Source organism: Tamilnaduibacter salinus (genome assembly GCF_003096655.1).
Classification (GTDB): Bacteria; Pseudomonadota; Gammaproteobacteria; order Pseudomonadales; family Oleiphilaceae; genus Tamilnaduibacter; species Tamilnaduibacter salinus.
The window spans coordinates 145,986-171,476 of record NZ_QEKQ01000007.1 but is presented as its reverse complement, the minus strand read 5'-3'; the positions used below and the strand labels follow the sequence as shown (position 1 = coordinate 171,476).

Genomic DNA, 25,491 nt, shown 5'->3' with positions numbered 1-25,491 from the left:
TTCGTGTGTGTCGCGGGGCCGCGCCTCACCGGATTCAGTGCTCCGTCTGGTTTGTTCACTGACTGACGATGCGTCTTGGTCGGCCCTGGGGCCGGCCTCTCAGTCGACATCAGTCGCTCAGCGCTGGCTCAAGAACACGGCGCCGCCGGTTCTCAAAGTACATGTGGGCGCTGGTGGGGTAATCCGTAATGATGCTGTCAACGCCGTGGCGTTCCAGCTCAAGCATCTGTTGAATCCGGTTTTCAGTCCAGACCGAGACGTGCAGCCGACTCTGGTGCGCGGCTTCCACGACAGATGCTGAGGCGAGTTTGGTGTTCAGGCAGAGGTACTGACAGTCGAGTTTTCGAGCCGCCTTGAGTGGCGTCGGGAAGCGACGGTCCCAGACCAGTCCGGTCTGAATGTACTGACCCCGCCTTTTGATCTCCCGCAGAACCCAGGTGTCCGACGACGTGATGGCCACGCGACTGTGCCACTGACGACGCTGTATGAGTTCCGCCAGACGGTTGCAGAGCACGTTCATCCGGCTGCGTTGATCGGACTTGACTTCCAGCTGTAGGTGCTGGAAATCGGGGCAGGCGTCCAATACGTCGGTGAGGCGGGGAATGCCGCAGTGTTCCGGCCACGTAAGGGTTCCCTGGCGGACATCCATGCCCGCAAGCTCATCGGCCGTTCGGTCGCTGATGCGGCCTTCCTGGCCGGTTGTTCGATCTGTTGTCAGGTCGTGGTGCACAACGGGCTCGCCGTTTCCCGATAGCATCACATCCATTTCGAAGTGCCGGAGGCCATTGCCATAGGCGTGCCGGAAGCCAGGCAGGCTGTTTTCGGGGGCTTCGCCCTTGGCGCCGCGGTGGCCATAGATGATCATGGCGGTGAGTCTCCCTTGCTCAATCAGCCGCTGTAGATTGCCTGCCGCTGTCGCCAGGTGTCGTGGCAGAGCCGGACATCCTCAAGAAAGCGTGGCAGTTCACTCAGCGTGAGGGCCTGCGGGCCGTCGACCAGCGCTTTCTCCGGATGTGGGTGGAAATCCACGAGCACCATGTTGGCGCCGGCCACGACGCCTTGGGCGGTGGCGTGGACCAGCTCGGGGATGCCATCCGGCGCGGCGTCGCGGTTACCCACCGAGTGGGACGGGTCGATGCAGACCGGCATGCGGGTCAGGCGCTTGACCGTTGGTACGTGCGCAAAATCAACCATGTTCCGGTGCGGGTGACCGAGTTCCGTTTTCATGCCTCGCAGGCAGAAAATGACATTGGCATTGCCTTCGCTGGCCAGATACTCGGCGGCATTCAACGACTCGTTGAGTGTGATGCCGAACCCGCGTTTGAGCAATACGGGATACTCCCGTTGGCGGCCGATGGCTTTAAGCAGCTCGAAATTCTGGGTGTTGCGGGTGCCGACCTGGAGCATGACGCCGGTAGGGCGGCCAAGCCTCTCCAGGCAGGTGTCGATCTCTTCGATGTGACTCTCGTGTGTGACTTCCATTGCCACGACACGGATATCATGGCGGCCAGCCGCTTCGAACACCCAGGGGAGTGATCGCGCGCCGTATCCCTGAAAGGAGTAGGGATTGGTGCGTGGTTTGTAAGCGCCCATCCGGGTGCAGTGCTGCCCGTGTGCGGCCAAAGCGGCCATCATGGCATCGACGTGACGTTCCGTGTCTACCGCGCACAGGCCTGCGAACACATTCAGGTTATCCTGATCAAAGGGCACGCCGTTGTAGGTGAAGCCGGTGTGGCGACGGTCGTCCCGGTGCCGGCCGAGTATGCGGTAATCGTCCGAGATCCGGATCACCCGCTCGACCGCCGGCAGAGCCTCGATTTCCTCCTGATTGAGTGACTTGGTGTCGCCGAGCAGGTACACCTCCGTCAGTTTCTGTTTCCTGCCCTGAACCTCGTGAACCTTGACGCTGACGCCCGGAAGGTTCTCAAGAAAATCCATGGTCTGCCGATAATCATGGCTGTCCAGAGGGGTGTCAGGGTGCAGAATGGCGAGCATCGTTCCCTCCTTCAGGATGATAAGGACTGTTCGGCGTGGTGTCTGGCTTCCATGTACTCCCGGTGGTTCAGGTGCAGGAGTTCCGCGATGCGCCGTATCAGATGTTCCTCGTACTGGTCGATGCGGCCATCCGCGAAGGCGACTCGCCAGATATCGATCAGGATGCGCTGTTTCTGGCCCTGGTCGAGGTGGCGGTTGAGCCGATCCGTGAACTCATAAAGGGACGTGGCGTCAGTGGCATTGTGGCGCGCATCCCGAAGAATGGCGTGTGCCTCCTGGTGAGAGACATCGCCTGTGCGGACCGCGCAGTCGATGATGGTGGTCAGTTCCACCTCGTCTTCAGACTCGTCGATTCGCGCCAGCTCCACCATCAGTGCGGTCGCAGCGATCGCCAGTTCCCGGTCGTCCGGCTCGGAGTCCGTGTGCGCCGGGTCTTTTTCGAAGAGGTTTTTGAGGGCGTCCAGCATGGTTAGGCGACTCTCGCAATGCGTTGCACACGTTTTTCCAGCTCGAGCTGATCGTCGGCGAATCGACGGATGCCCTCCGCCAGTTTTTCGGTGGCCATGGCATCGTCATTCATCGACCAGCGGAAGCTTTTCTCATCCATGGAAACCGGATGGTCCGAGGATGAGGCCTGATCCGGCGCGAGCACCCGTGGCAGATTGGCCGGGTCCGCGCTGAGCTCACCCAGCAGTGCGGGGCTGATGGTCAGGCGGTCACAGCCGGCGAGCGCCTCAATTTCACCCGTATTGCGGAAGCTGGCACCCATGACGATTGTCTCGAAGCCATGGGTCTTGAAGTACTCGTAGATCCGGGTCACCGAGCGGACACCGGGGTCCTCGAAAGGCTCGAAGGCGTCCCGGTCGCTGTTCTTCAGGTGCCAGTCGAGAATGCGTCCCACGAACGGAGAGACCAGGTGAGCGCCGGCATCGGCACAGGCAGCCGCCTGGGTAAAGGAGAACAGTAGCGTGAGGTTGCAGCGGATACCCTCGTTCTCGAGAATCTGTGCGGCGCGGATGCCCTCCCAGGTTGAAGCGATCTTGATCAGTACACGGGTCGGGTCGGCGCCAGCTTCCTCGTAGAATCGTACAAGGCGACGAGCGCGTTCGACTGTGGCGTCGGTATCAAACGACAGGCGGGCGTCCACTTCCGTTGAAACCACGCCGGGAACAATGTCGAGAATCTGACATCCGGCCTGCACGGCCAGGTGGTCGGTGGCAAAAGCGAGCTGATCCAGATTGCTGCCGCCCTGTTTCTCGGCGGCGTCAATAGCCCGATTAATCATGGGTCGGTAGGCCGCTGAATCGGCGGCTTTCAGCAGCAGGGACGGGTTGGTAGTGGCGTCCACTGGGCGCCATTCGCGTATGGCATCCAGATCCCCCGTGTCCGCGACGACGGTGGTCATCTGCTTGAGCTGGTCCAGCTTGCTTGTCATTGTTTTATCGTCCTGATCAGTGAGTTATCGAATCTACAATAGCTCCCCTGACCAGTACGCGACAAGAGCCGTGATGCGGTTTCAGGCAGGGCCTTGGGCCTGCTCAGGCCGGCTCCTCAAGTAACGCGGGATGGTCCTCCGGGACCTGTGCCATAGCGTCCTCAAGCACCCGGAGGTCGGCGCCGGGCCGGGTGGCGTTCTCAGTCAGGTGACGCCGGAACCGTCGACCGCCGGGGCAGCCATGGAACAGCCCCATGAGATGCCGCGTGATGTGACTGAGAAACACACCGCGTTCCAGCTCGCTCTCTATCCAGGGGAGCATCCGGCGCAGGGCCTCGTGGCGGCTTGTGACCGGCGCTTCTTCGCCGAAGAGTACCGGGTCGACACCCGACAGCAGCCAGGGGTTCTGATAGGGCTCGCGCCCAAGCATCACGCCATCCAGAGTCTCCAGGTGCGACTGGCACTCCGCCAGCGTCTTGATGCCACCGTTGAGGATGATCTCGAGCTCCGGATAGCGCTCCTTCAGCGCGTGGACCCACCCATATTGAAGCGGCGGAACGTTACGGTTCTGTTTCGGGCTCAGGCCTTCGAGGATTGCAATGCGGGCATGGATGATGAAAGTCCGGCAGCCCGCCGCGGCGACGGTCTCAATGAAATGACACAGATCCTCCCAGGACTCCCGGCCATCAATGCCGATACGGCTTTTGACGGTGACCGGCAGCTCGGTCCGGGCCTGCATCGCTGCCACTCCCCGGGCCACTGTCTCCGGCTCGCCCATCAGGCAGGCGCCGATCCGGTTATTCTGGACGCGGTCGCTTGGGCAGCCGACATTCAGGTTGACCTCGTCAAAACCGTACTCTTCAGCAAGAGCGGCACAGCGCCCCAGTTCGTCCGCATCGCTGCCACCGAGCTGCAACGCCAGTGGGTGTTCTGCGGCACTGTGCCTTAGGAAACGCGGTGTGTCGCCATGGATCAGTGCACCCGTGGTGACCATCTCGGTGTAGAGCAACGTCCGGCGCGACAGCTGCCTGGCGAAGTAACGATAGGGCTGCATCGTGCAGTCCATCATGGGGGCCACTGAGAAGCGCCGGTTGAGTGTGGGCTGCAGTCTGTCCCAAGTGTCGTGCTGGTTCATTACGGATCAACGCGGACTATTGAAAGGCGCCAGTATCTCAGGATAGACCTCAGCGTGTCACGAAGTGCGCAGTCGATCAGCGAATGAACCAGACGAGCCACTAGCCCGGATTTCTCACCAAGGGTTCGGATTTTGCGTGTTCCTGGGGAAACAGGTGGGCCAAATGGACCGCCGGGCGTGGCCGTAGCCCCGTCCAAGGGCCATTTGGCCCAGATGTGAAGCCAGGGGCACGCAAAACCGAACAGATCCAATTTGGATCTCGGGAAACGTGTTAATGAATACCATAACGCCATGGCCCTCAACGTTTTTTTGACATTTCAGTCGTCCTTGGTGCGAAATGCGGGCTAGTGTCCCGTCGGGTTACTAGAGTTCGTTGAGCAGGGCCTGAACCTGGTCTGCCGCGTTCTTGTAGAGTTTTAGAAGGCGTGGGTCGAGCTGTTCCAGCTGGACCCTGGAGGCCAGGCGGTACTCCGTGTTAATGGCTATGTGAAGAATGCGACCGATTGGGCCGGTCCGGGATAAAAGGGCGTCGCGAAGCGGGGAGTCGAGTTGCAGGGCACCTATGAATGTGGACTGATCGACTCCGAAAAGCGATTCAGCACCTGAAAGCAGGCCGGCCAGCAGCGCTTGGTCTGGGGAGGCGCCGGAGCGAGATCGAGCAGCCAGAAGTGAGCACATTTGGGCGCGTGTCAGAATCATTCGACTGGCGCCAGGCGAGGCGGCACCGACGACGCTGATCAGCATCACCCATCGTCGGAGATTGTCGAGACCCAGTCGCAGTACGACATCCCGGATGCTGGTGAGCTCGTTGGTTGCCCTGTAGAGAGGGCTGTTTACGACTCTCAGCAAGCTGACTGCGAGGCCGGGGTCTGTCGAAATCGCTTCAATGATCGCTTCGACATCCGGGTCTTCGCTGAACATCAGACCGAGAAGATGGGCGGCTTGAACGCCAGTCGCGTTGAGGCGCTCCCCAGTAATGCTGGTAGGTCTTGCGTAAAAGTATCCCTGAAAAAGATCGAAGCCTGCCGAGTGGTATTCGTCATGGGTGGTCATATCCTCTACGCGCTCCGCCAGCCACTGGAGGTGTGGGCGATCGAATCGTTCTCTCTGGCGGGCAATGGCCGCGGGGTCGCCGCCAAGAACATCCACCTTGACGATGTCTGCCAAATCGACGAGTGCCTCCCAGGTGTCCTCGAATTCAAAATCGTCGAGTGCGAAACGGAATCCCTTCCGGCGCCATTGCCGGACTGATTCGACAACATTGGCGGACGGTTTGATGCGTTCGACCAGTTCAATCACGACGCGGTCCGGGTCTATCGGCAGGAATTGCTGCGAAAGCAGGAAGTCGCCCGACACATTAATGAAGGCCGGGGAGTGGTAGTGGTCGGTTTGCTCGGTGATGCCGGTACACAGGTTGAATAGCAGTTCGCTGGTTGCCTGAGAGTCGCCAACATCGGCGGCGGTCAGCTGGTCGTTGCGCCGGTATAGCAGTTCGACAGCAGATAGGGCGTTGTCGCGGTCGTAAATGGGCTGAGCGGCCAGCAGTACGGTTTCGGTTGTATCCACCCTATCTCTCTCTTGTCACTTACCAGCCAACATCACTTTAAGGATAGCGTTGTCAGAGCCGGGTTCAAGCCAATCAACAGTGTTGTGCTCTCGCCCGCGGGCGGATTCTCTTTTTTGGGTGGGATCGGTAGCATGGCACTCTTTGAGACGTCTGCGGAGAATGAGGTTTGGCCATCTTTCTGGATGCCCTTGCGCCTTTGTTCGGTCTGATTCTTGTCGGTGCGCTGATGCGACGCCTGGATTTTCCGGGCGACGCTTTTTGGCCTCTTGCGGAACGTCTGACCTATTACGTCCTGTTTCCGGCCATGCTGTTTTATCGGCTTGGTAATGCCCATGTTCCGTTGAAGGTGTTGATTGAGACCGGTGGGTTTATGGCGCTGATGCTGACCGCCATGATTGCCTGCCTCTTGGTTGTTCAGGCACTTGTGCGCTGGCACGGTCCGGTGTTCAGCTCCTTTTTCCAGGGCGGTCTGCGCTTTAATGCCTTTGTGGGGCTGGCTGCTGCCGAGGCGCTTCTCGGCGACCCACTGCTGCCCGTATTTGCCGTCGCGATGGCCATTCAGATTCCCCTTATCAACCTGGCGTGCATTGTTATGTTTCTGTGTGCTGTAGGAGAAGGGCGGACCGGGGCGGCAGGCGTGCTAAAGGCGATTGCCAGAAACCCCCCTGATTATAGGCTCGGTCGCCGGTGCTTTCTGGGGAGCAACGGGCATCGGGTTCCACCCGTTGGTGGGTGGGATGCTGGAGCCGCTGAGCGGCATGACACTACCTTTGGGGTTGTTGACGGTCGGCGCCGGTTTGAGAGTGCGAGCGTTGCGAGGGGCGTCAATGCCCTTCGCGGCCAGCGCCGGGGCCAAACTGTTGCTGTTCCCGTTGGTGACCACCGGACTGATCGCGCTCACCGATGTGAGCCCTCCCATTGCTCAGGCCGCCATATTGCTCTCGGCCCTCCCGGCCGCGTCCTCTTCCTATATACTGGCACGGCAGTTAGGCGGCGATGCGCCATTGATGGCTGCGATCGTAAGTGGAGAGACGCTTCTGGCGATGGCTACCATGCCTTTGGTGCTGTCGTTGCTCAGATAGCCAGAGCATTCTGTCCTACGGCTGCTGACAGGTCATGACGCTATCGGCAATGCTGCTGAGGAAGCGTGTGTAGCCCCCATCACCCACTGAGATCGTGGTGGCGAGCGGATCCCAGGTCGCATGTGGCAAAGCACCGGTTGTCAGAGACTGCCAATGCCGATCGCTGAACTGGACTTCGTTCAGCAGGCAGGGGCGCTCTGCCGTTTTCAGTTGTTCCTGCAGGCCGCTCAGATGTCTTGCGCCGGGCTGCTGTTCCGGGGACCGGGTGAGCGTGCCGGCCACCTCGAGTCCGAAGTGCTTTGCGAAGCGCTTGAAAGCCGGATGATAGATGAAAAACACGTGCGAACGAATCGGGGAGAGTTGTTGCTCGATGGCGTGATTCGTGGCACTCAAACGGTCTTCGAATGCGTGGAGGCGATGTTGGATTACGTCGGATCGATCGGGGGCTTTATGGCTGAGAATGTGCGCGATCTGTTCGGCAAGATGATGCCCCTCGTCAGGGCTTACCCAGATGTGAGGGTCGTCACCGCCGTGATGATGACCATGATCGTGGTGGTGTTCATCGTCATCTGGACTGTTTGGCTGACCATTTTCTAGCCGATGGCCGAGTGCGTGGGCCCGGCCAGCCATGTCCGGGCCTTCCAGCAACCGTTGCAGGAAGGTCTCCAGCGCCGGGCCGACCCAGAGAATCACGTCCGCGCGCGCCAGGGCAACCCGGTCAGAGGGCTTCAATTGGTAGGTGTGAGGGCTGGCGCTGGCCGGTACCAGCGTATGGAACCTGGCATCTGCCGGGGCGATTTCGGCCGCGATCAGGGTAATGGGTTTGATGGACGTGACAATGCGCAGGGGCTCGGCGTGGGCCGCCATCGCCAGGGTGAGCATCAGTACGAAAGCAAGCAGTCGCGGCATCACTCTGTCTTCCTGATCGGCTTTTGAAAGGTGTGCAATGTTATAGTATATCCTGGTTGGGATAAAGTCGTTCGTCACTCCCGGTGTCCTACCATGCGCGCCAAACGCTCAGTCGTTATAATGCGGTCCGTTCATTTCGTTCCATCCAACAGGAAGCGCATTCATGACTGTTCGTACCCGTATCGCGCCGTCGCCGACCGGTGATCCGCACGTTGGTACCGCCTACGTAGCCCTCTTTAACCTCTGCTTTGCCCGACAGCATGGCGGGCAGTTCATTCTGCGTATCGAGGACACGGATCAGGCCCGCAGTACCGCCGAGTCGGAACAGGACATTCTCAACGCGCTGAGCTGGTTGGGGCTGGCATGGGATGAAGGTCCGGATGTGGGCGGCGAGTACGGTCCATACCGGCAGTCGGAGCGCAAGGCCGACTACGCCGCCTATGCCGAAGAGCTGGTTCGCAAGGGGCATGCATTCTACTGTTTTCGAACCCCGGAAGAGCTGGATGCCATTCGCGAGCACCGCAAGGCCGCTGGCCTGAATCCGGGAATAAAAGGGGATCTTGCGCTGCCGGACGATGAAGTCAAGCGGCGCCTGGACGCCGGTGAGCCCTACGTGATCCGGATGAAAGTGCCGGACGAGGGCGTCTGCGAGATTGATGACATGCTCCGCGGCACTGTTGAAATCGACTGGGCACAGGTGGACTGCCAGGTGCTGCTCAAATCCGACGGCATGCCCACCTACCATCTGGCCAATGTGGTGGATGACCATCGGATGGGCATCACGCACGTGATCCGTGGGGAAGAGTGGATCAACTCGGCGCCCAAGCACCAGCTGCTGTATCAGTACTTCGAGTGGGACATGCCGACCCTGTGCCACCTGCCGTTGCTGCGCAATCCGGACAAGAGCAAGCTGTCCAAGCGCAAGAACCCGACCAGTATCAATTTCTACGAGCGGATGGGATTCCTGCCGGAGGCTGTGCTCAATTACCTCGGGCGCATGGGCTGGTCCATGCCGGATGACCGGGAGAAGTTCACGCTCGACGACATGATCAAGCACTTTGATATTCAGCGCATTTCACTGGGCGGCCCCGTGTTTGACGTGGAAAAGCTGCGGTGGTTGAACGGACAGTGGATGCGGGAAGATCTGGATGACGAGGCGTTCGTCCGGCGCATCCAGGACTGGTGGTTCAATCGTGAGGCTCTGCAAGCGCTGGTGCCGCATGTTCGTGGCCGGGCTGACGTGTTTTCGGATGTGGCCCCGCTGGCTGGATTCATGTTCTCCGGAATGCTGGATGTCGCGCCTGAGGACTTCCAGCATAAGAAGCTGGAGGAAGGGCAGGTCAAGCGAATTCTCCAGTTTGCGCTCTGGACACTCGAGGCTCAGCGGCACTGGTCCAAGGATACGATATTCGCCGATGTGAAAGGGCTGTCGAAGGCCATGGGCCTGAAGATGGGGGAGTTCATGTTCCCGATCTTCGTGGCGATTGCCGGGACGCCCAATTCCTGGTCGGTGATGGATTCCATGGCCTTGCTGGGCCCGGATATGACGCGCGCCCGGTTGCGCCATGCGCTGCACGTTCTTGGCGGATTCTCCAAGAAAGAGACCAAGCGCGTCGAGAAGGAGTTTCGGGCGCTGGGAGAGGAGTAGGCCCAGGCGACAACTTTTTTACGATCGGGGGTTGACGCCAAAAGGGGCCATCACTACTATACGCATCCGTTGACGGGGCCATAGCTCAGCTGGGAGAGCGCAACACTGGCAGTGTTGAGGTCAGCGGTTCGATCCCGCTTGGCTCCACCAAGTTTTAGTCCCCTTCGTCTAGTGGCCTAGGACTCCGCCCTTTCACGGCGGCAACAGGGGTTCGAACCCCCTAGGGGACGCCAATACGGAGTAGCGGATCAGTGATCCGGTACGCCACTAAAAAAAACCGCCCGATTCCGGGCGGTTTTTTTTATGTCTGAAATAAAGTTGGTGGTGGCATGGCCGGTCCCAGGCACCTTCGTCGAGAGCCGAAACCGGTCGCCCTGGCGGGCGACTCCGAAGTCGGAGACATCGGCTACATGTTCAACGATTGCCTTTTACAACGCCCTCTATATCTTCGGCTACGTTCGCTTTCCGGCCTCTCCAGTCGCCCTACCGGATGGCCAGCGCCCCTTTCCCAACCCCCTCATATGCTTTGACGCGAATCTCGCTATCCGGGTGATTGGCTTTACTTTCATCGGCCAGGTGGGCGGCGATCAGTTCCACAGTCGAGTCCGAATCGATCAGATAGACCGTGTTGGAGGGGAGGGTCAGGGCGAACTCGCCCTGATTGGCGTCATAGGCGAAGCGGGTGTAGGGCGTCTCGTTCTCCACGAACTGTTCCACCACATCTTCCTGAGTGCCGACGTAGATGTCCCGCCACCGGCGTGCCCATGCGTCCTCAAGCGAATGATCCCGGTGGCCGTCGCGATGAATCTGAAGGCGGGACCGATGACCGTGGGCGATCCGCTGGCAATTGCCCTTGTGCTTCTTGAGGCCGTGCACGTAATGGTAGTAGGGCCCGTCGATGACCTCCTCGCGAAGGTGGACTTCAATGTCCGTGACATTACCGGGCAGGACATTGCGCAGTTCCCGCTCAAGCATTGCGCTGACGCTGGAGGGGAGAATCTGCTTTCCGGGAATGACAGCAACAGCCTCACGGGGCGACTCGTGACGGATTCCGCGCCCATCCTCCAGGCGCCAGCCGACGGCGATCCGGTCGCCATTGATGTGCAGGTTTGCGCTCGGGTGGTCCGCAGGCACGGCGAGGCGGTGATCAACGCATTCGTCAATGACGCGCTTGATGGTTGGCTTCACGTCACCGAAGTCGAACACCATGCCCTGATCGTCCAGATCGCCCGCCAGTACCACGTCGGCAATCCAGCTTTCCCCGACCAGTCCCCGCCTCGGGTCCAGATAGGCGAAATCGATCACGGTCAGGTTGTCGACAAACAGGTGATTCATGGTGAGCATCGGCCCCGGAAGTAAGTGGGGCGATTCTACCAAAAAATCCCGCCGGTCGTGCTGCCGTCTCCGGCGGGGGCTCTGTCAGCGAATGGTCACGCCGGGGGCTCAGAAGATCCCGGACAGCCAGGCAATGCCCACGGCAAAGATGCTGAGGCTGACCCCGAGGCCAATGGTATAGGCTTTTGATGCCGCGACCTTCTGCTGGCGCACGTAGAGATCCACCGTGCGCTGGGCAATGTCCTCGGCCGTCTCACGGGAAATTTCGTGGGCCTGCTGGATGGCTTCGGACTGGAGGGTCTGCCAGAACTCGGTGTCGATGGTCTGGACCGACGTGATGTGGTCTTTCAGCTCAGACATTCGATCGTCCGAGAAACCGCCGCTTTCCTTCATCGCCTTGCGCACGTCGGCGAGTTCCTGGCTGAGGCTCAGGTTGACCTCGGCGGCCACTTCGTCCTTCAGACCGGCTGTGCGTTCCTCCACGTCGCGTCGGAGCGACTCCAGTCGCTGTTCCAGCGCGTCCTTCTGGTGGCGTTCGCTGTCTTCGAGCGCCCGCTTGAGGTGATCGAACTGCTCATCGAAGAGGCTGCTCAGCAGTTCATGCAGGCGGTTGTTGATGTGGGTCTTCACGGCGGAGCGGGCGATCTGCTCGATCAGGTCCGTGGTGAGGGGGACGACCTGGTCGTCCCGGGTATTGCCGTCCAGCCCCTGCTCGGCCTTTGGGGTCAGCGCCACCGAGGCGTTGTCCGGCAGATCCAGGGTGTCGTCTTCCTCGTCGCCGGACTCGGCCATGGCGTCGGCGCTGGGTGCCTCGGGAAGGTCGTCGTTGTCCACGTCCCGGTTAAGCTGGTCCAGCAGGCTTTCCAGTCCCTCATGCCGAGGGGGTTTGGTCAGGATGTTGTAGACCCCAAAGTTGCGGGCTTCGTCCATGAACGTCGAGGACTTCTTGGACGTGCACATGATGATGGGAATGTCGGCGGTGTCTGGGTTGCCCTTGATCGCCTTCGTCGCTTCCACGCCGTTCATTCCGGGCATCAGGTGATCCATGAAGATCACATCCGGTCGGTTGGCGCCATCCAGAAAGTCCAGCGCCTCCTCCGCCGACCCGGCCATGTTCACTTCCATGTCCCGGTTTTCCAGCAACTTGCTCAGGGCAAAGCGGGCGACCTTGGAGTCATCCACCAGCAAAGCGTTCTTGATCGCCATCATACAACCTCAACTTGTTCCAAGAAGTCCTTTCCCATGTCACGACAACATCCTTTATTCGTTACCACCCTTCAAGGGGCGGGCACTGGGTCGCGCGGTAACTCTTCTCACGATAGCAGACGCCGGGCTCACTGGTACGGGCACGGAACACCTCGCCCGCCGGCGTTGTGAGCTTGACCTGACCGTAGGGCTCGCCGTATTTGAAGGTGGCCTGAATGGAGCTGCCGTTGGGGTTCTCCAGAATTCCCTTGCCGTGGAAGTCACCGTCCACGAACTGCCCCTGGTACTGTTTACCGTCCGCGAAGACTTTGGTGCCCTTGCCGTGATACTCCCCCTTGGAAAAGGTTCCTTCATAAGAGCGGCCGTCGGGGTAGGTCAGGGTGCCCTGGCCATGAAATTCGCCGTTTCGGAATGAGCCCACATAGAGTCGACCATCGGCCGCGGTCAGTGACCCTTCTCCGTCCAGTTCGCCGTCTTCCCACTGCCCGGTCAGCACATCACCGTTGGGCCGGGTCAGTGTGCCCTGGCCGTTGAACCTGTCGTCGGCAAAGGAGCCTTCGTAGACCGTGCCATCGGGGCGGCGCAGGGTTCCCTCCCCGGAACGCTGGCCGTTTTTCCACTCGCCTTCGTAGCGGCTGCCATCCGGATACTGCGCCGTGCCGTCGCCGTGGAACTGTCCATCCACGAAGTGGCCGTTATAGATGAGGCCATTCTCGCCATGGAAGGTCCCATCGCCGGTCTTAACGCCGCCTACCCAGCGCCCCTCCTGATAGTTCACCCGGGTGTGTTTCTCCAGCTTACCGCGAAGTGTCCGTGTGTCCCCCGCTTCCAGCGCCACCGATTGGGACCAGGCCTTGTAGCCGGGTTTGCGAATGGTGACGTCGTAGCGACCGGGATCGAGTTCGAGATCCAGGCGGGTGGTGCCGTATGAATCACCGTTGATAATGACCTCATCGCCATAGACGTTGGAGCGCAGGGTGAGGGCGGCTGTCGTGGGTTCCGGTGCCTTCGGCTGCTGATCGCTCTCTGGAACCGCTTTGGTCGACGTGTCCGCTGTCTGGTTGGCGGATGACGGCGGCATCGCCGGGTCGGCCATGGCCAGTTGTTGCTCGGCCAGCTCGTTCTCCGGTGTGTCCAGCGTGAAGGGCTCCGAGTTCAGTGGTTCGCGATCCTGAACGGATAACGGTTCGGTTGCTGCCTGACGGGGCTTTTGTTCCTCCGGCTCCGTGGAGGAGGGCGTCGCAGCGGGCTGAGCGGCGTCGTTTCCGGACGGGGAGGCGGTTTGCGTGGTTTGGTGGACAGGCTGCTCCGCCCGGTCCTCGCGGATGGATGCAAAGCCTGCCGTCACCAGCAGCATCAGTGCCAGCGCGTTAACGAACAGCAGCGGTCTGAAATCGACCATCGCAACCCTCAGTGATGACCCGGTTTATTCTATCGTCCCAAAGGACACTGGCTCAGTCGCCTATGGTAGCGCCGGGAGTCGCGGTGGTGTAACAGAAAGTGACAGCACTTCGTCAGTTTGCTGGACGTATCACACTTTCTCCGGAACCTGTTCCGGTCTTTCCGTGACCGCTGTGGCGTCTTCGTCCTGAGGTGGGGTCTCCGGCGCATGAGGTTCGGATGGGTCGGGCTGTGGCGTGGCCTGCTGCTGTTCCCACGCCCGCATGTGAATGTCCGCTTCGATCTCGTAAGGCGACCGGAATGGCGTCAGAACAAAGTCAAAGACCAGGAAGAAAAAGCTGACCGACAGCCAGGCAATGATCAGGGTCTGGATCGTACCGGCCTGAACCTCCGGGTTGGACGCCAGGAAGGCCTCCAGCTCTGGCAGTATACCGTTGATCATGACCACTGGGTTGAAGTTCGCCATCACAAGCGGAATCCAGAAGGCGAGAAAGACCGGAAAGAAGCCAAAACACCACAGTGCGCGACGCAGCAGATAGATAAACAGCGCGCCCCACCAGCGCTGGCGCAACTCGGGGATACGACGCAACTCCTTCAGGTAGCGGCGGCGCTCCACCCAGTAGGGTGCCATCGCGGCGCTGCCGGGCTCCGGCTGGCGGGTGATGGTCGTTCCGGTCGTGTGATCCATGGTCACAGTGCCATCCTCAGATACAGCGTTTCCCAGTGGGGCGTGGCGGTCTGGGCCATTTCCATCGCCCATTGGTTGGTCATGCTACCGGATTCCAGCCCGCTTGTCGGCCCGGTCGTTCCAGCCTTTTCTGTCCGCCTGGCGGACGCCATGATAGGGTAGTGGTTTTGCGGAGACCGATGACCATGACCCGTCCGATATCCCGCGTTGCCCTGGTGGCCCATGACAACCGGAAAACCGATCTGATCGATTGGGTGGCCCGTCACCGGGAGGCACTGTCCGGCTGCCAGCTGGTTACCACCGGCACAACAGGGCGGCTCGTCGCGGACCGGACGGGACTGGTAGTGGAGCGGCTGCAGAGCGGCCCTTTGGGTGGCGATCAGCAGGTTGGCGCCCGCATTTCCGAAGGGCAGGTGGATCTGCTGATCTTCTTCTGGGACCCGCTGGAGCCGATGTCCCACGATCCCGACATCAAGGCCCTGCTGCGCATTGCCACGCTGTGGAACATTCCCATTGCCTGTAACGAGAGTTCCGCGGATTTTATTGTGAATTCACCCTGCTTTTCCGGCTACGAGCGTCGGGTTCCCGACTTCGGGGCGTATCAGAGTCGCTCCGTCGGCGGAGAATCCACGCCCGACTGACCGGACACCAACACAGGACCGAACATGACCGATGTGACCGTATCGGCCGTTCACCCGGCTTTTGAGCTCATTCGCACCCATCGCATCGAGACACTCCAGATCGATGTCGAGGAGTACCGGCACCGCCAGACCGGCGCGACCCATCTCCACCTGGCGTCGGACAATGACGAGAACGTCTTTTTCGTCGCCCTGCGGACCTTCCCGATGAATTCCACCGGTGTGGCCCATATCCTGGAGCACACGGCGCTGTGCGGCAGCGAGCGCTATCCGGTGCGGGATCCGTTCTTTATGATGATCCGGCGTTCGCTCAATACCTTCATGAACGCCTTCACCAGCAGCGACTGGACCGCCTATCCGTTCGCCACGACCAATCGGAAGGATTTTGACAACCTGCTCTCGGTCTATCTGGATTCGGTGTTCTTCTCCAATCTCGACAAGCTGGATTTTGCGCAGGAAGGGCACCGGCTTGAGTTTGACGATCCCGCCGACCCATCCACGCCCCTGGTGCACCGGGGCGTGGTCTATAACGAGATGAAAGGGGCGATGAGTTCGGCGCCGGCGCGGTTGTGGCAGACCCTGAGCAGCCACCTGTTCCAGACCACGACCTACCACTACAACAGTGGCGGCGAACCGGACCATATTCCGGATCTGACCTATGAGGACCTGACCCGCTTCTACCGGCATCACTACCATCCGAGCAATGCCATTTTCGCCACCTTTGGCAATATCCCGGCGAAGGAGCATCATCAGCGCTTTGAAGAGCTGGCGCTGTCGCGGTTTGAGCAGCAGAGCATTGAGCTGCCGGTGCATGATGAAAAGCGTTTCTTCTCGCCCGTGCGCGTTGAGGAGGGGTATCCGGTCAGCGAGGATGAGGGAACCGAAGGCAAGACCCACATTGTCACCGGCTGGCTCCTGGGTCACAGCTTCGATCTGGAAAAGAACCTGGAGGCGCAGCTTCTGGCCAGCGTGCTGCTTGAGAACAGTGCCTCGCCGCTGCTTCGCGCTCTGGAGACCACAGAACTTGGCCACGCACCATCTCCGCTGGTCGGCCTGGAGGATTCCAACCGCGAGATGACGTTTGTCTGCGGTATTGAGGGCAGTGAACCGGAACGGGCGCGGGACTTCGATGCATTGCTGGAGGATGTTCTTCAGAAGGTGGCCGAAGAGGGGGTCCCCACCGAGCGGCTCGATGCCATTCTGCATCAGCTCGAGCTGCATCAGCGCGAGATCGCCGGGGACCAGTTCCCATACGGTCTACAACTGATCATGACCGCGATCTCACCCATGGTGCATGGCGGCGACCCGGTCGAGGCACTGGATCTGGAGCCTGTGCTGGCGACGCTCCGTGAGCGTATCCAGGATCCGGATTATGTGCCGGGTCTGGTCCGCCGCCTGCTGCTCGACAACCCCCACCGGGTTACGCTGACGCTGCGCCCGGATGATGGTATGGAAGCCCGTCACCAGGCGGCGCTGGAGCAGGCCCTGGCGGATCGTAAGGCTCAATTGAGTGACGAGGAGCAGAAAGCACTTGTCGATCAGGCGCAGGCGCTGGAGGCCCGTCAGCATCGGGAAGACGATGATGGCATTCTGCCCCGTGTTGATCTGTCGGATGTTCCGTTGCAGAAGCCCGAGCCAGAGTCCCGTCAGATGGATGAGCTGCCAGCCACTCTCTATGCCCGCGGCACCAATGGTCTGGTGTATCAGCAGGTGATCCTGCCCATACCGGCACTGGACGACGACGCGCTGTCCATGTTGCCAATCTACGCGGCATGCCTGACCGAAGTGGGGTGCGGCGACCTTGATTATCTGGCGATGCAGGACCGCCAGTCGGCGGAATCCGGCGGCATTGGTGCAGCCGTGACGTCCAAGGGGCGCATTGACGACGTTCAGGATCTGAGTACCTATCTGGTGCTCAGTGGCAAGGCGCTGTCCCGGAACCGCGGTCACCTGACGCGGCTGTTGCGGGATGTGCTCGATCAGGCCCGTTTCGATGAGAAGGAGCGGATCCGTGAGATTGTGGCCCAGATTCGGGCGCGCCGGGAACAGTCCGTCACGGGCTCAGGACATGCTCTGGCCATGGGCGCGGCGGCTCAGGGTCTGGCGCCGGGGGCGCGTCTGGCTTTCCGTCTTGGCGGTCTGGAAGCGACTCATCGACTCAAGGCGTTGGACGACCGGCTGGAAGATCCCGATGAGCTGGATCGTCTCTGTGAGCAGCTGGCCGCGCTTCACGAGCGCTTCCGCCAGCAGCCACGCCAGTATCTCGGCATTGGTGAAACCGATCAGCTGACGCCGATGGCCGATGAGCTCAGTGAGGCGTGGGCGTCGGTACCGTCCGTTGAGGGCAGTGAATTGACAATGCCGCCGGTGAGCGAGCAGACCCGGGATGCCTGGCTGACGTCCACGCAGGTCAATTTCTGTGCGAAAGCCTATCCGACAGTGCCGGTGGATCACCCGGATTCTGCGGCTCTGACGGTGCTCGGCGGTTTCCTGCGCAACGGACACCTGCACCGGGCGATCCGGGAGCACGGCGGCGCCTACGGCGGCGGTGCGGCGCAGGACAGCGTCACGGGTACCTTCCGGTTCTTCTCCTACCGTGACCCGCGGTTGACCGAAACGCTGGCGGATTTTGATGACGCACTGAACTGGTTGCATGAGGAGGCGCACGATCCCCGGACGGTCGAGGAGGCAATCCTTGGCGTGGTGAGTCAGCTCGATAAGCCGCGTTCGCCGGCGGGCGAAGCAAAAAATGCCTTCCACAACCGTCTCTTCGGGCGGACGCCGGAGCAGCTGGCCCGGTTCCGGGAGCGGGTGCTGGCGGTCACGCTGGCGGATCTGCGCCGGGTGGCATCAACGTGGCTGGTGCCCGAGAAGGCCAGTACGGCGGTGATCACCGGGCATGGTGAACGCCCGGTCGTGGAGTCGGCGGGCCTGAACGTGCGGGAGCTCTGATCAACGGCGCCGGAGCGGGAAGATCCCGCTCCGGGTGCCTCAGCGATTTCGTTCGATGCCCGTCATCACCATGATGCGGGTGGCAATTTCCTCGACCGAATACGCGGTGGTGTCCAGGTAGTGGATGCGTTGTCGACGGTACATGGCCTCGATTTCCTCGATTTCGAAGGCGCACTGGCGCACGGAGGCGTACCGGGAGTTCGGGCGGCGCTCATTACGGATGGTGGCTAGCCGCTCCGGGTCGATGGTCAGGCCGAACAGCTTGTGCCGGTGAGGTTTCAGGCAATGCGGGAGATCCTGGTCATCCATGTCATCCTCGGTGATGGGATAGTTGGCCGCTTTGACCCCGTACTGCAGCGCCAGATACAGGCAGGTTGGCGTCTTGCCGCTCCGTGATGCGCCGACCATAATGATGTCTGCCTCGTCGTAGTACCGCGTGCGCGCCCCATCGTCGTTGTCCAGCGCAAAGTTGACCGCATGGATGCGTTGTTCGTAGTTGCTCTCATTGCTGATGGAATGGGACTTGCCAACCGAGTAGGACGAGGACGACGACAGCTCCTCCTCCAGGGGCTTGAGGAAGGTCCCGAAGATATCAATCATGAAGGCCTCGGCCAGGGCGATCTCATCCCGAACGGTGCTGTCGACAATGGTGTCGAACACCAGAGGTCGTTGCCCATCCTGCTCGGCGGCCCGGTTAATTCGGTTTACCAGCTCTCGGGCCTTTTCCCGATCATCCACATAGGGCACTGTCACGCGCTCGAATGTGATGGTCTCAAACTGGGCCAGCAGGCTGTTGCCCAGTGCCTCAGCGGTGATGCCTGTGCCATCGGAAAGAAAAAAAGCGGTGCGTTTCATGAGGGAGGAAGGGCTCCGTTGTCCGGTGAAGGCCGACATCGAGGGGGTGTTTTCTCCGGCCTGTTGGGCCTCTCAGGGCGGCCGGAGACCGGTTTCCTCTATGTAACAGAGGCAGGTTACAGTATCATAGCGGCAGTTTTCGAGAGGCCGGACTGCATGGTCGGGCGCTGAGTGCCGGTAAACCGGGTGCTGTCATAGCGGTGTTGCGCTGCTCTGGCCCTCTCAACAGATTCTGGAAGGGAGATGCGCTTTGGAAGACTACATCATCTGGTTTGAAAACCTTGGTATGGCGGACGTTGACCGGGTTGGCGGCAAGAATGCGTCCCTCGGTGAAATGATCAGCAACCTCGCCAATGCCGGCGTGACCGTTCCGGGGGGCTTTGCCACCACGGCCAAGGCCTATCGGGAGTTCCTGGCAAAGGATGGCCTGCAGGACCGGATCGATGAGAAACTCAACGCCCTCGACATCAATGACGTGAACGAGCTGGCCCGTGTGGGTGCGGAAATCCGCCAGTGGGTGCTGGAGATGCCGTTCCCCGAATCGCTTGAAAAGACCATCGAGTCGGCGTATCGCACACTTCAGGGTGATAACACGAACCTCGCGGTCGCCGTGCGTTCCTCGGCCACCGCTGAAGACCTTCCGGATGCGTCGTTTGCCGGTCAGCAGGAAACCTTCCTCAACATTGTGGGGCTGGATCACGTCAAGACCGCGATCCGGGAAGTCTTCGCCTCGCTCTTCAATGATCGCGCCATTTCCTACCGCGTCCACCATGGGTTTGATCACAAGTCCGTTGCCCTGTCCGCGGGTATTCAGAAAATGGTCCGCAGTGAGACCGCTTCAAGTGGCGTCATGTTCACGTTGGACACTGAGTCCGGCTTTCAGGACGTGGTCTTCATCACGTCGTCGTACGGCCTTGGGGAGACCGTCGTTCAGGGGTCGGTCAACCCGGACGAATTCTATGTTCACAAGCCGACACTCGACGCTGGTCGTCCTGCCGTATTGCGCCGGAATCTCGGCAGCAAAGCGATCAAGATGATCCATACCGGCGACACCAGCGCCGGTAAATCCGTCGAGACGGTGAAGGTTGACCCGGAGGAGCGCAATCGTTTCTCGATCAATGACGAGGAAGTGGAAGCGCTGGCCCGGCAGGCCATGATCATCGAGAAGCACTATCAGCGGCCCATGGATATTGAATGGGCAAAAGACGGCGACGATGGCCGGATCTACATTGTTCAGGCGCGCCCGGAAACGGTCCGTAGCCGGGCCAAGGCGAATGTCATGGAACGTTACCTGCTGAAAGAGCAGGGCAAGTTGATTGCAGAGGGGCGCAGTATCGGCCACCGGATCGGCAGTGGTCCCGTACGGGTGGTGATGACCATCAACGAGATGGATCGCGTCCAACCAGGCGATGTCCTGGTCACGGACATGACCGATCCAGACTGGGAGCCGGTCATGAAACGGGCCTCTGCGATCATCACCGACCGGGGCGGTCGGACGTGTCACGCCGCGATTATTGCTCGGGAACTTGGTATTCCGGCAGTCGTTGGTTGCGGCGATGCGACGGAAACGCTGTATGAGGGGCAGGCGGTGACCGTGTCCTGCGCCGAGGGCGACACGGGCATGATTTACGAGGGCAGCCTCGATTTCGAGCGCAAGGCCAACACCGTGGAGTCCATGCCTGAGATTCCGTTCAAGATCATGATGAACGTGGGCAACCCGGACCGCGCCTTCGATTTCCAGTCCCTGCCGAATGAGGGGGTCGGTCTGGCCCGGCTGGAATTCATCATCAACCGGATGATTGGCGTTCACCCCAAGGCGCTGCTGAACTTCGACAGCCTGCCGCGTGACATCCGCCAGACGGTTGAGAAACGCATCTCCGGGTACAGCTCCCCCGTGGACTTCTATGTCGACAAGCTCGTCGAAGGGATCTCCACACTCGCCGCCTCGTTTGCGGACAAGCGGGTGATCGTGCGGCTGTCGGACTTCAAATCCAATGAGTACGCCAATCTGATTGGTGGCACGCTGTACGAGCCGGACGAAGAGAACCCGATGCTGGGGTTCCGGGGGGCATCCCGTTACATCTCAGAAACCTTCCGGGACTGCTTCGAGCTGGAGTGCCGGGCGCTGCGCAAGGTCCGTGACGAGATGGGCTTTGAAAACGTCGAGATCATGGTGCCGTTTGTCCGCACCGTCGGCGAGGCCAGTCAGGTCGTGGATCTGCTGGCAGAGAACGGCCTCAAGCGTGGCGACCGCGGCCTGCGTGTGATCATGATGTGCGAGCTGCCCGCCAACGCGCTGCAGGCTGAAGAGTTCCTGGAGCACTTCGATGGTTATTCCATCGGCTCGAACGACCTGACCCAACTGACCCTCGGCCTGGATCGGGATTCGGGCATCGTTGCGCACTTGTTCGACGAGCGTAACGATGCGGTCAAGGCGCTTCTGTCCCACGCCATCCAGGCTTGCAAGAAAGCCGACAAATACGTCGGTATCTGTGGTCAGGGCCCCTCCGATCACCCGGATCTGGCCAAGTGGCTGATGGATCAGGGCATCGATAGCGTGTCCCTGAACCCGGATTCGGTGCTGGATACCTGGTTCTTCCTCGCGGAAAAGGACCTGAGCGAGGTCTGATGTGTCTTTGCCGGGTGCCTCGTCTGGAGGCACCCGACTCTCTTCCCGTAACTCACTTTCAGGCAATTCAGGAGCATCTCATGGCGATTGTGACGCCCGATATCTGTGATGATTACCCCGAAGTGACCGTGGTCGAACCGGGCTTCCGGAACTACGGCGGTGTCCCTGCGTTCGGTGGCGAAATCGTGACGGTGAAGTGCCACGAGGACAATTCCATCGTCAAGGAACAGGTGGCCAAGCCGGGCGAAGGCCGGGTGATGGTTGTGGACGGCGGTGGTTCCAGGCGAGCCGCGCTGTTGGGCGATATGCTGGCGGAAAAAGCGGCGGGTAACGGCTGGGCCGGGTTGATCATCTATGGCTGCATCCGCGATGTGGACGTGATCAACGAGACCGGGATCGGTGTCCAGGCACTCGCAACGCATCCGCGAAAAACAGAGAAACGTGGGGTCGGCGACCTGAACGTACCGGTGACCTTCCACGGTGTCACCTTTCAGCCGGGTCACTACGTTTATGCCGACAACAATGGTATTGTCGTCTCCGAGAAGGCACTTTCCGTCTGACGATCGCCAGACCGGCTGACGCTCCGCTCCTTCCCGCCCTCAGGGCGGGGCGGAGCGAGACTATCGTTTGACCTCTGTTATGGCCGTCCCCAGCCGATAACGATCCCCCTCAGGCACACACCGAATGACCGTCACCACGGTTTCAAATGGTGGGAACTGGTCACTGCTGGAGGGGAGGACCGTGTGCAGCTGAGTGCCCTCGTCGAGGGCGCGGTCGAGGATGATCTGCATTCCGGTCCCGCTCAGGTCTCGACAGACACCCTGATACGTGTTGCCCGCCGTGTCTGTCAAATCGATGCGGGTATCGACCTGCATTCGGTGAAAGTCCCGCTTTTCTGAATAGTCGCGCATTGTGTCTGCCATGCTCACCCCTTTGCGGCTGCCGTTTTGTCTTTTATAGGCGTCTGACCGCTGATCGTCAAAGAATAATCTGTCATAAGAAACGTGCTATTTAGTGGTTGGGGCGGTTCCTGGGCACCACATATAGGAACGGCCCCAGGGGCGGGGGCGTGTTGAGTGTTTCGGAGCCTGCCTAAAAAGGCCTTGATTCGGTTACGTATGGAACGACTGTCCGACGCAGAAAGAAGCCGGTCGTTGGGTCAGACGCCCGAGAATGGCGTTGCGCGGCTACCCGTTGTATCAGACCCAGTTGTCGGTCTTCCTGGCGGGCTTGAGCCAGGGAACGACCACGGCGATCAGAACACCGGCCCCAACGAGCAGGGCGCCGAGCATCATAAAGTCCGACTCCTTTTTCGACTGCAGTCGCTCATTCTCGGCAGTGAGTACTTCCACCTCTTTCTTGAGCTGCTGATTGCTCTCGCGCAAAGTCTGATTTTGACGCTCCAGCGACAGGGCGTTCTCGGAAACCGACCGGATCCGCTTCAATTCCGCGCTGAGTTCGGAGACCCGATTTTCCAGTTGATCCCGCGTGTTCGCCAACTGGTCTCGCTCCTCGGTAACCGTCGAGAGCTGTTCGCGAACGCTGGACAGGCTACTACGAGTTTCTTCGAGCTGGCTTGAAACCCGCTTCAGGCGATCCTCGGCGATGGGTTGACGGGACAGATAGCGAGTGGGAAGCCAGCCTTCCTGGCCGTCGCCGGTTCGCACGCGACTGTATCCGGAATCGCTGGTTTCCAGCAGATTGACCTGGGTGCCAGAGGGTAACCCCTTGTGCACGATCCGGTATTGCAGGCCTTCGCCGGCACGCAGAGGGGCCTTGAGCATGTCGTCGATGTACATTGTTTCGGCGCTGACCGGCATTGCAAGCAGTGTGAGGGCGGCCAGCAGCCCGGCAGTGGCTTGTCTGTTCACGGGGTCTCTTTCCTGTCCTGTTAAAAAGACGTCATTTTCGCACACGGGTCCCGGCGTGCAAGCACTGGGGCGATTACCATTCGGTAAGTGCCGGGACCGTCAGGGAAGAACCGGTTTGAACGGCTTCACCACAACCCGCTCATACACGCCGGCGTTTACGTAGGGGTCAGCATCTGCCCATTGCTGAGCTTCCTCAAGGGAACCGAACTCCGCCACAACCAGGCTGCCGGTCATTCCAGCGTCACCGGGATCGGTACTGTCGATCGCCGGGTGAGGGCCGGCGAGGAGCAGACGACCTTCATCGCGCAGCAGGTTCAGGCGGGCGATGTGCTGCTCCCGCGCCGTCTTCCGTCGCTCCATACTCTGTTCAACATCGGTGCTCATGATGGCGTAGTACATTGCAGGACCTCCATTACAGGTGGGCGGTGCTGTGGTATTGTTCGCCGGTATCCCGCCTGCCGCCCTGACGCTTTGTCCAGAGCCGTTGGGGGCGTGCAGAAAGTCAGCGAATGAACCAAGCGGGACGCGAGCGCCGCCCGAATTGGAATCAGGAACGCATGAGTCTAGCAGCCTTTCCCATTGATCTTCATTGCCACAGCCTGGCCTCCGATGGCTCACTGGCTCCCTCCGAGGTGGTCGCCCGAGCCGCTGAGAAAGGCGTCACAACGCTGGCGTTGACCGATCACGATACCACCGACGGGGTCTCCGAAGCGGCGGAAGCGGCCCGGCAGTCCGGTGTGACGCTATTGCCGGGTATTGAGCTGTCCTGCCAATGGCGGCGGCGCACGGTCCATATCGTGGGGCTCGGGTTTGATCCTGCCGACGCGGATTGGCAGGAGGCTCTGGCCGGACAGCTGGCCAATCGCTGGAAGCGCGCCCGGCAGATTGCCGAGCGATTGACGCCTCTGCGTGTGGAGTCGCTTCTGGAGAAGGCGACCGAACAGGCCGGTGGCCGCGTTCCGGGCCGTCCGCACTTTGCCCGGGTTCTGGTGCACGAGGGCGTGGTGAAGGATATGAATCAGGCGTTCCAGCGACACCTCGGGAATGGCAAGCGGGGCGATGTGAAAGCCTGCTGGCCAGAGTTGGCCACCGTTGTTGACTGGATTCGAGCGGCGGGTGGGAAAGCGGTTGTTGCGCATCCCCGAAAATACGGCCTCACAGCGACCAAACTTCGGGAACTGCTGGACGATTTTCAGGCGGCAGGGGGCGAGGCCATGGAAGTGCTGACGTCCGGTCAGTCGGATGGTGACCTCGGCTTTCTTGCCGATCTGTGCCGAAAACGGTTGCTATTGGCTTCATGCGGCAGCGACTTCCACCATCCGGGCCGTCCCTGGTGCGAACTCGGTCGCCTCCCGGGCCGTCCACCGAAAGACCTGGCGATGGTGTGGGATTATCTGGGGTAGGGAATGGTGCTTTTGAGGTTTTAAAGTCTGAAAGTTTTAAGGTGGTAAGGCTCTGGTGGAGCGTCTCGCCAAGACTTTAAAACCTTCAGACCTTAAAACTTTCAAACCATACCGATTCCGCCCGAAGGTGCGTTTCCGTGTTCTTCCGTGGCAAAACCCAGTCTTTCTCCGTTCACTCCGGCGCGTGGAAGAGCAGGTAGAGGTCTGTGATGGCGTCGGGAATGGCGTCGGCCATTTTCTGGGTCAACCGCTCATTCTCGCGCACGCGCTCGAAGTCCTCATCTTCGAAAAGGCCGGACAGTGCCAGGATGGGCACAAGCCGCTCCGGCACCTCTTCCTCGTCCCGCTCAAGCCAGTCCGTTTCGTGATTGAGAAAGGTTTCCACGAAGCCGGCGCACCAGTTTTCTAGAGCGTTCATCGGATCGCCGTCCTCGGGTTCCGGTAGTTCCACGCTTTGCCCCATGGTCAGGGACTGGGCCATATCTCTGGCCATGGTGGTGACTGCCTGGACAAACGAGTCCGACGGCACGCGTTCCGGCTCCTCCTGTCCCGTCGCGAGCGCAAAGATGGACTCCGGTGTGAGATCGACCGGACCGATGACGCTGGCACAGACCACGCCGTGGAGCCCGAAGAAATCCAGTGCCTGATCCGCCCATGAGGGATCAAACAGGACGTCCTCGACCGCTTCAATGTCCGAGGATGAGAGCATAGAGCACTCCTGAATGCATGCAGGTAAGTGGCG

The 25,491-nt window shown here is 60.5% G+C and carries 23 protein-coding genes and 2 tRNA genes; 9 read left to right on the top strand and 16 right to left on the bottom strand.

Annotation, left to right across the window (positions count from 1 at the left end):
* Window positions 1-109: 109 nt before the first annotated feature.
* From C8D92_RS11800 to C8D92_RS11775, 6 genes are all read right to left on the bottom strand, one after another.
* Window positions 110-865, bottom strand: coding sequence for a glycerophosphodiester phosphodiesterase (locus tag C8D92_RS11800; RefSeq protein ID WP_095609528.1), 756 nt, complete (start codon window positions 863-865; stop codon window positions 110-112).
* Window positions 866-888: 23 nt separating this feature from the next.
* Window positions 889-1,995 (bottom strand): 3-deoxy-7-phosphoheptulonate synthase, encoded by a 1,107-nt coding sequence (locus tag C8D92_RS11795; protein ID WP_095609529.1) that lies wholly within the window; start codon window positions 1,993-1,995, stop codon window positions 889-891.
* An 11-nt stretch (window positions 1,996-2,006) separates the two neighbouring features.
* Window positions 2,007-2,462 carry a tellurite resistance TerB family protein gene (locus tag C8D92_RS11790; RefSeq protein ID WP_095609530.1) on the bottom strand — a complete coding sequence of 152 codons (456 nt, stop codon included), beginning with the start codon at window positions 2,460-2,462 and terminating at the stop codon, window positions 2,007-2,009.
* Window positions 2,463-2,464: 2 nt separating this feature from the next.
* Complete coding sequence (tal, locus tag C8D92_RS11785) at window positions 2,465-3,430, bottom strand: transaldolase (RefSeq protein WP_116919457.1); 966 nt, start codon at window positions 3,428-3,430, stop codon at window positions 2,465-2,467.
* Window positions 3,431-3,533: 103 nt separating this feature from the next.
* On the bottom strand, window positions 3,534-4,565 hold the full coding sequence (gene dusA, locus C8D92_RS11780; RefSeq protein ID WP_116919456.1) for a tRNA dihydrouridine(20/20a) synthase DusA: 1,032 nt from the start codon (window positions 4,563-4,565) through the stop codon (window positions 3,534-3,536).
* Between the two features lie 363 nt (window positions 4,566-4,928).
* On the bottom strand, window positions 4,929-6,131 hold the full coding sequence (locus C8D92_RS11775; protein ID WP_116919455.1) for an EAL and HDOD domain-containing protein: 1,203 nt from the start codon (window positions 6,129-6,131) through the stop codon (window positions 4,929-4,931).
* A gap of 167 nt (window positions 6,132-6,298) precedes the next feature.
* On the opposite strand from C8D92_RS11775, the gene C8D92_RS16035 reads away from it, so the two are divergent.
* Window positions 6,299-7,252: an AEC family transporter gene (locus tag C8D92_RS16035; RefSeq protein ID WP_423837081.1), complete on the top strand. Its 954-nt coding sequence runs from the start codon at window positions 6,299-6,301 to the stop codon at window positions 7,250-7,252.
* Here C8D92_RS16035 and C8D92_RS11765 read toward each other — a convergent pair.
* Complete coding sequence (locus tag C8D92_RS11765; protein ID WP_095609535.1) at window positions 7,230-8,123, bottom strand: metal ABC transporter solute-binding protein, Zn/Mn family; 894 nt, start codon at window positions 8,121-8,123, stop codon at window positions 7,230-7,232. The genes C8D92_RS16035 and C8D92_RS11765 overlap by 23 nt on opposite strands.
* 163 nt (window positions 8,124-8,286) lie before the next feature.
* Here C8D92_RS11765 and gltX point away from each other — a divergent pair, with 163 nt between their 5' ends.
* The 3 genes from gltX (at window position 8,287) to C8D92_RS11750 (ending at window position 10,004) form a co-directional block, all read left to right on the top strand.
* Window positions 8,287-9,771, top strand: coding sequence for a glutamate--tRNA ligase (gene gltX, locus C8D92_RS11760; RefSeq protein WP_095609536.1), 1,485 nt, complete (start codon window positions 8,287-8,289; stop codon window positions 9,769-9,771).
* Window positions 9,772-9,845: 74 nt separating this feature from the next.
* Window positions 9,846-9,921, top strand: a tRNA-Ala gene (locus C8D92_RS11755).
* Between the two features lie 7 nt (window positions 9,922-9,928).
* A tRNA-Glu gene (locus tag C8D92_RS11750) sits at window positions 9,929-10,004 on the top strand.
* Between the two features lie 250 nt (window positions 10,005-10,254).
* Here the strand turns inward: C8D92_RS11750 and C8D92_RS11745 are convergent.
* The 4 genes from C8D92_RS11745 to C8D92_RS11730 form a co-directional block, all read right to left on the bottom strand.
* On the bottom strand, window positions 10,255-11,106 hold the full coding sequence (locus tag C8D92_RS11745) for a 6-carboxytetrahydropterin synthase (RefSeq protein WP_095609566.1): 852 nt from the start codon (window positions 11,104-11,106) through the stop codon (window positions 10,255-10,257).
* A 108-nt stretch (window positions 11,107-11,214) separates the two neighbouring features.
* The gene (locus C8D92_RS11740; protein ID WP_228151071.1) at window positions 11,215-12,315 is read right to left on the bottom strand and encodes a response regulator; all 1,101 of its coding nucleotides are present in this window, start codon (window positions 12,313-12,315) and stop codon (window positions 11,215-11,217) included.
* A 58-nt stretch (window positions 12,316-12,373) separates the two neighbouring features.
* Window positions 12,374-13,714 carry a PEGA domain-containing protein gene (locus C8D92_RS11735; RefSeq protein WP_095609537.1) on the bottom strand — a complete coding sequence of 447 codons (1,341 nt, stop codon included), beginning with the start codon at window positions 13,712-13,714 and terminating at the stop codon, window positions 12,374-12,376.
* 129 nt (window positions 13,715-13,843) lie between these two features.
* Window positions 13,844-14,401 carry a hypothetical protein gene (locus C8D92_RS11730; RefSeq protein ID WP_228151072.1) on the bottom strand — a complete coding sequence of 186 codons (558 nt, stop codon included), beginning with the start codon at window positions 14,399-14,401 and terminating at the stop codon, window positions 13,844-13,846.
* Between the two features lie 185 nt (window positions 14,402-14,586).
* Between C8D92_RS11730 and C8D92_RS11725 the strand changes: the two genes are divergently transcribed.
* Both C8D92_RS11725 and C8D92_RS11720 read left to right on the top strand, forming a co-directional pair.
* Window positions 14,587-15,042, top strand: a complete 456-nt coding sequence (locus tag C8D92_RS11725; protein ID WP_095609568.1) for a methylglyoxal synthase — start codon at window positions 14,587-14,589, stop codon at window positions 15,040-15,042.
* A gap of 24 nt (window positions 15,043-15,066) precedes the next feature.
* Window positions 15,067-17,991: an insulinase family protein gene (locus C8D92_RS11720; RefSeq protein ID WP_095609538.1), complete on the top strand. Its 2,925-nt coding sequence runs from the start codon at window positions 15,067-15,069 to the stop codon at window positions 17,989-17,991.
* 39 nt (window positions 17,992-18,030) lie between these two features.
* On the opposite strand, the gene ppsR is transcribed toward C8D92_RS11720, so the two are convergent.
* Window positions 18,031-18,846, bottom strand: coding sequence for a posphoenolpyruvate synthetase regulatory kinase/phosphorylase PpsR (gene ppsR, locus C8D92_RS11715; RefSeq protein ID WP_095609539.1), 816 nt, complete (start codon window positions 18,844-18,846; stop codon window positions 18,031-18,033).
* Window positions 18,847-19,096: 250 nt separating this feature from the next.
* On the opposite strand from ppsR, the gene ppsA reads away from it, so the two are divergent.
* Window positions 19,097-21,475, top strand: a complete 2,379-nt coding sequence (ppsA, locus tag C8D92_RS11710) for a phosphoenolpyruvate synthase (protein ID WP_095609540.1) — start codon at window positions 19,097-19,099, stop codon at window positions 21,473-21,475.
* Window positions 21,476-21,555: 80 nt separating this feature from the next.
* Complete coding sequence (rraA, locus tag C8D92_RS11705; protein WP_095609541.1) at window positions 21,556-22,035, top strand: ribonuclease E activity regulator RraA; 480 nt, start codon at window positions 21,556-21,558, stop codon at window positions 22,033-22,035.
* Between the two features lie 60 nt (window positions 22,036-22,095).
* Here the strand turns inward: rraA and C8D92_RS11700 are convergent, their stop codons facing one another.
* From C8D92_RS11700 to C8D92_RS11690, 3 genes are all read right to left on the bottom strand, one after another.
* Window positions 22,096-22,398, bottom strand: coding sequence for a PilZ domain-containing protein (locus tag C8D92_RS11700; protein ID WP_228151073.1), 303 nt, complete (start codon window positions 22,396-22,398; stop codon window positions 22,096-22,098).
* A gap of 276 nt (window positions 22,399-22,674) precedes the next feature.
* Complete coding sequence (locus tag C8D92_RS11695) at window positions 22,675-23,346, bottom strand: TIGR04211 family SH3 domain-containing protein (protein WP_228151074.1); 672 nt, start codon at window positions 23,344-23,346, stop codon at window positions 22,675-22,677.
* A gap of 99 nt (window positions 23,347-23,445) precedes the next feature.
* Window positions 23,446-23,745 (bottom strand): YciI family protein, encoded by a 300-nt coding sequence (locus C8D92_RS11690; protein ID WP_095609542.1) that lies wholly within the window; start codon window positions 23,743-23,745, stop codon window positions 23,446-23,448.
* Between the two features lie 158 nt (window positions 23,746-23,903).
* On the opposite strand from C8D92_RS11690, the gene C8D92_RS11685 reads away from it, so the two are divergent.
* Window positions 23,904-24,749: a PHP domain-containing protein gene (locus C8D92_RS11685; protein WP_116919454.1), complete on the top strand. Its 846-nt coding sequence runs from the start codon at window positions 23,904-23,906 to the stop codon at window positions 24,747-24,749.
* 172 nt (window positions 24,750-24,921) lie between these two features.
* Here the strand turns inward: C8D92_RS11685 and C8D92_RS11680 are convergent, their stop codons facing one another.
* Window positions 24,922-25,458 (bottom strand): YecA/YgfB family protein, encoded by a 537-nt coding sequence (locus C8D92_RS11680; RefSeq protein WP_095609544.1) that lies wholly within the window; start codon window positions 25,456-25,458, stop codon window positions 24,922-24,924.
* Between the last annotated feature and the right edge of the window lie 33 nt (window positions 25,459-25,491).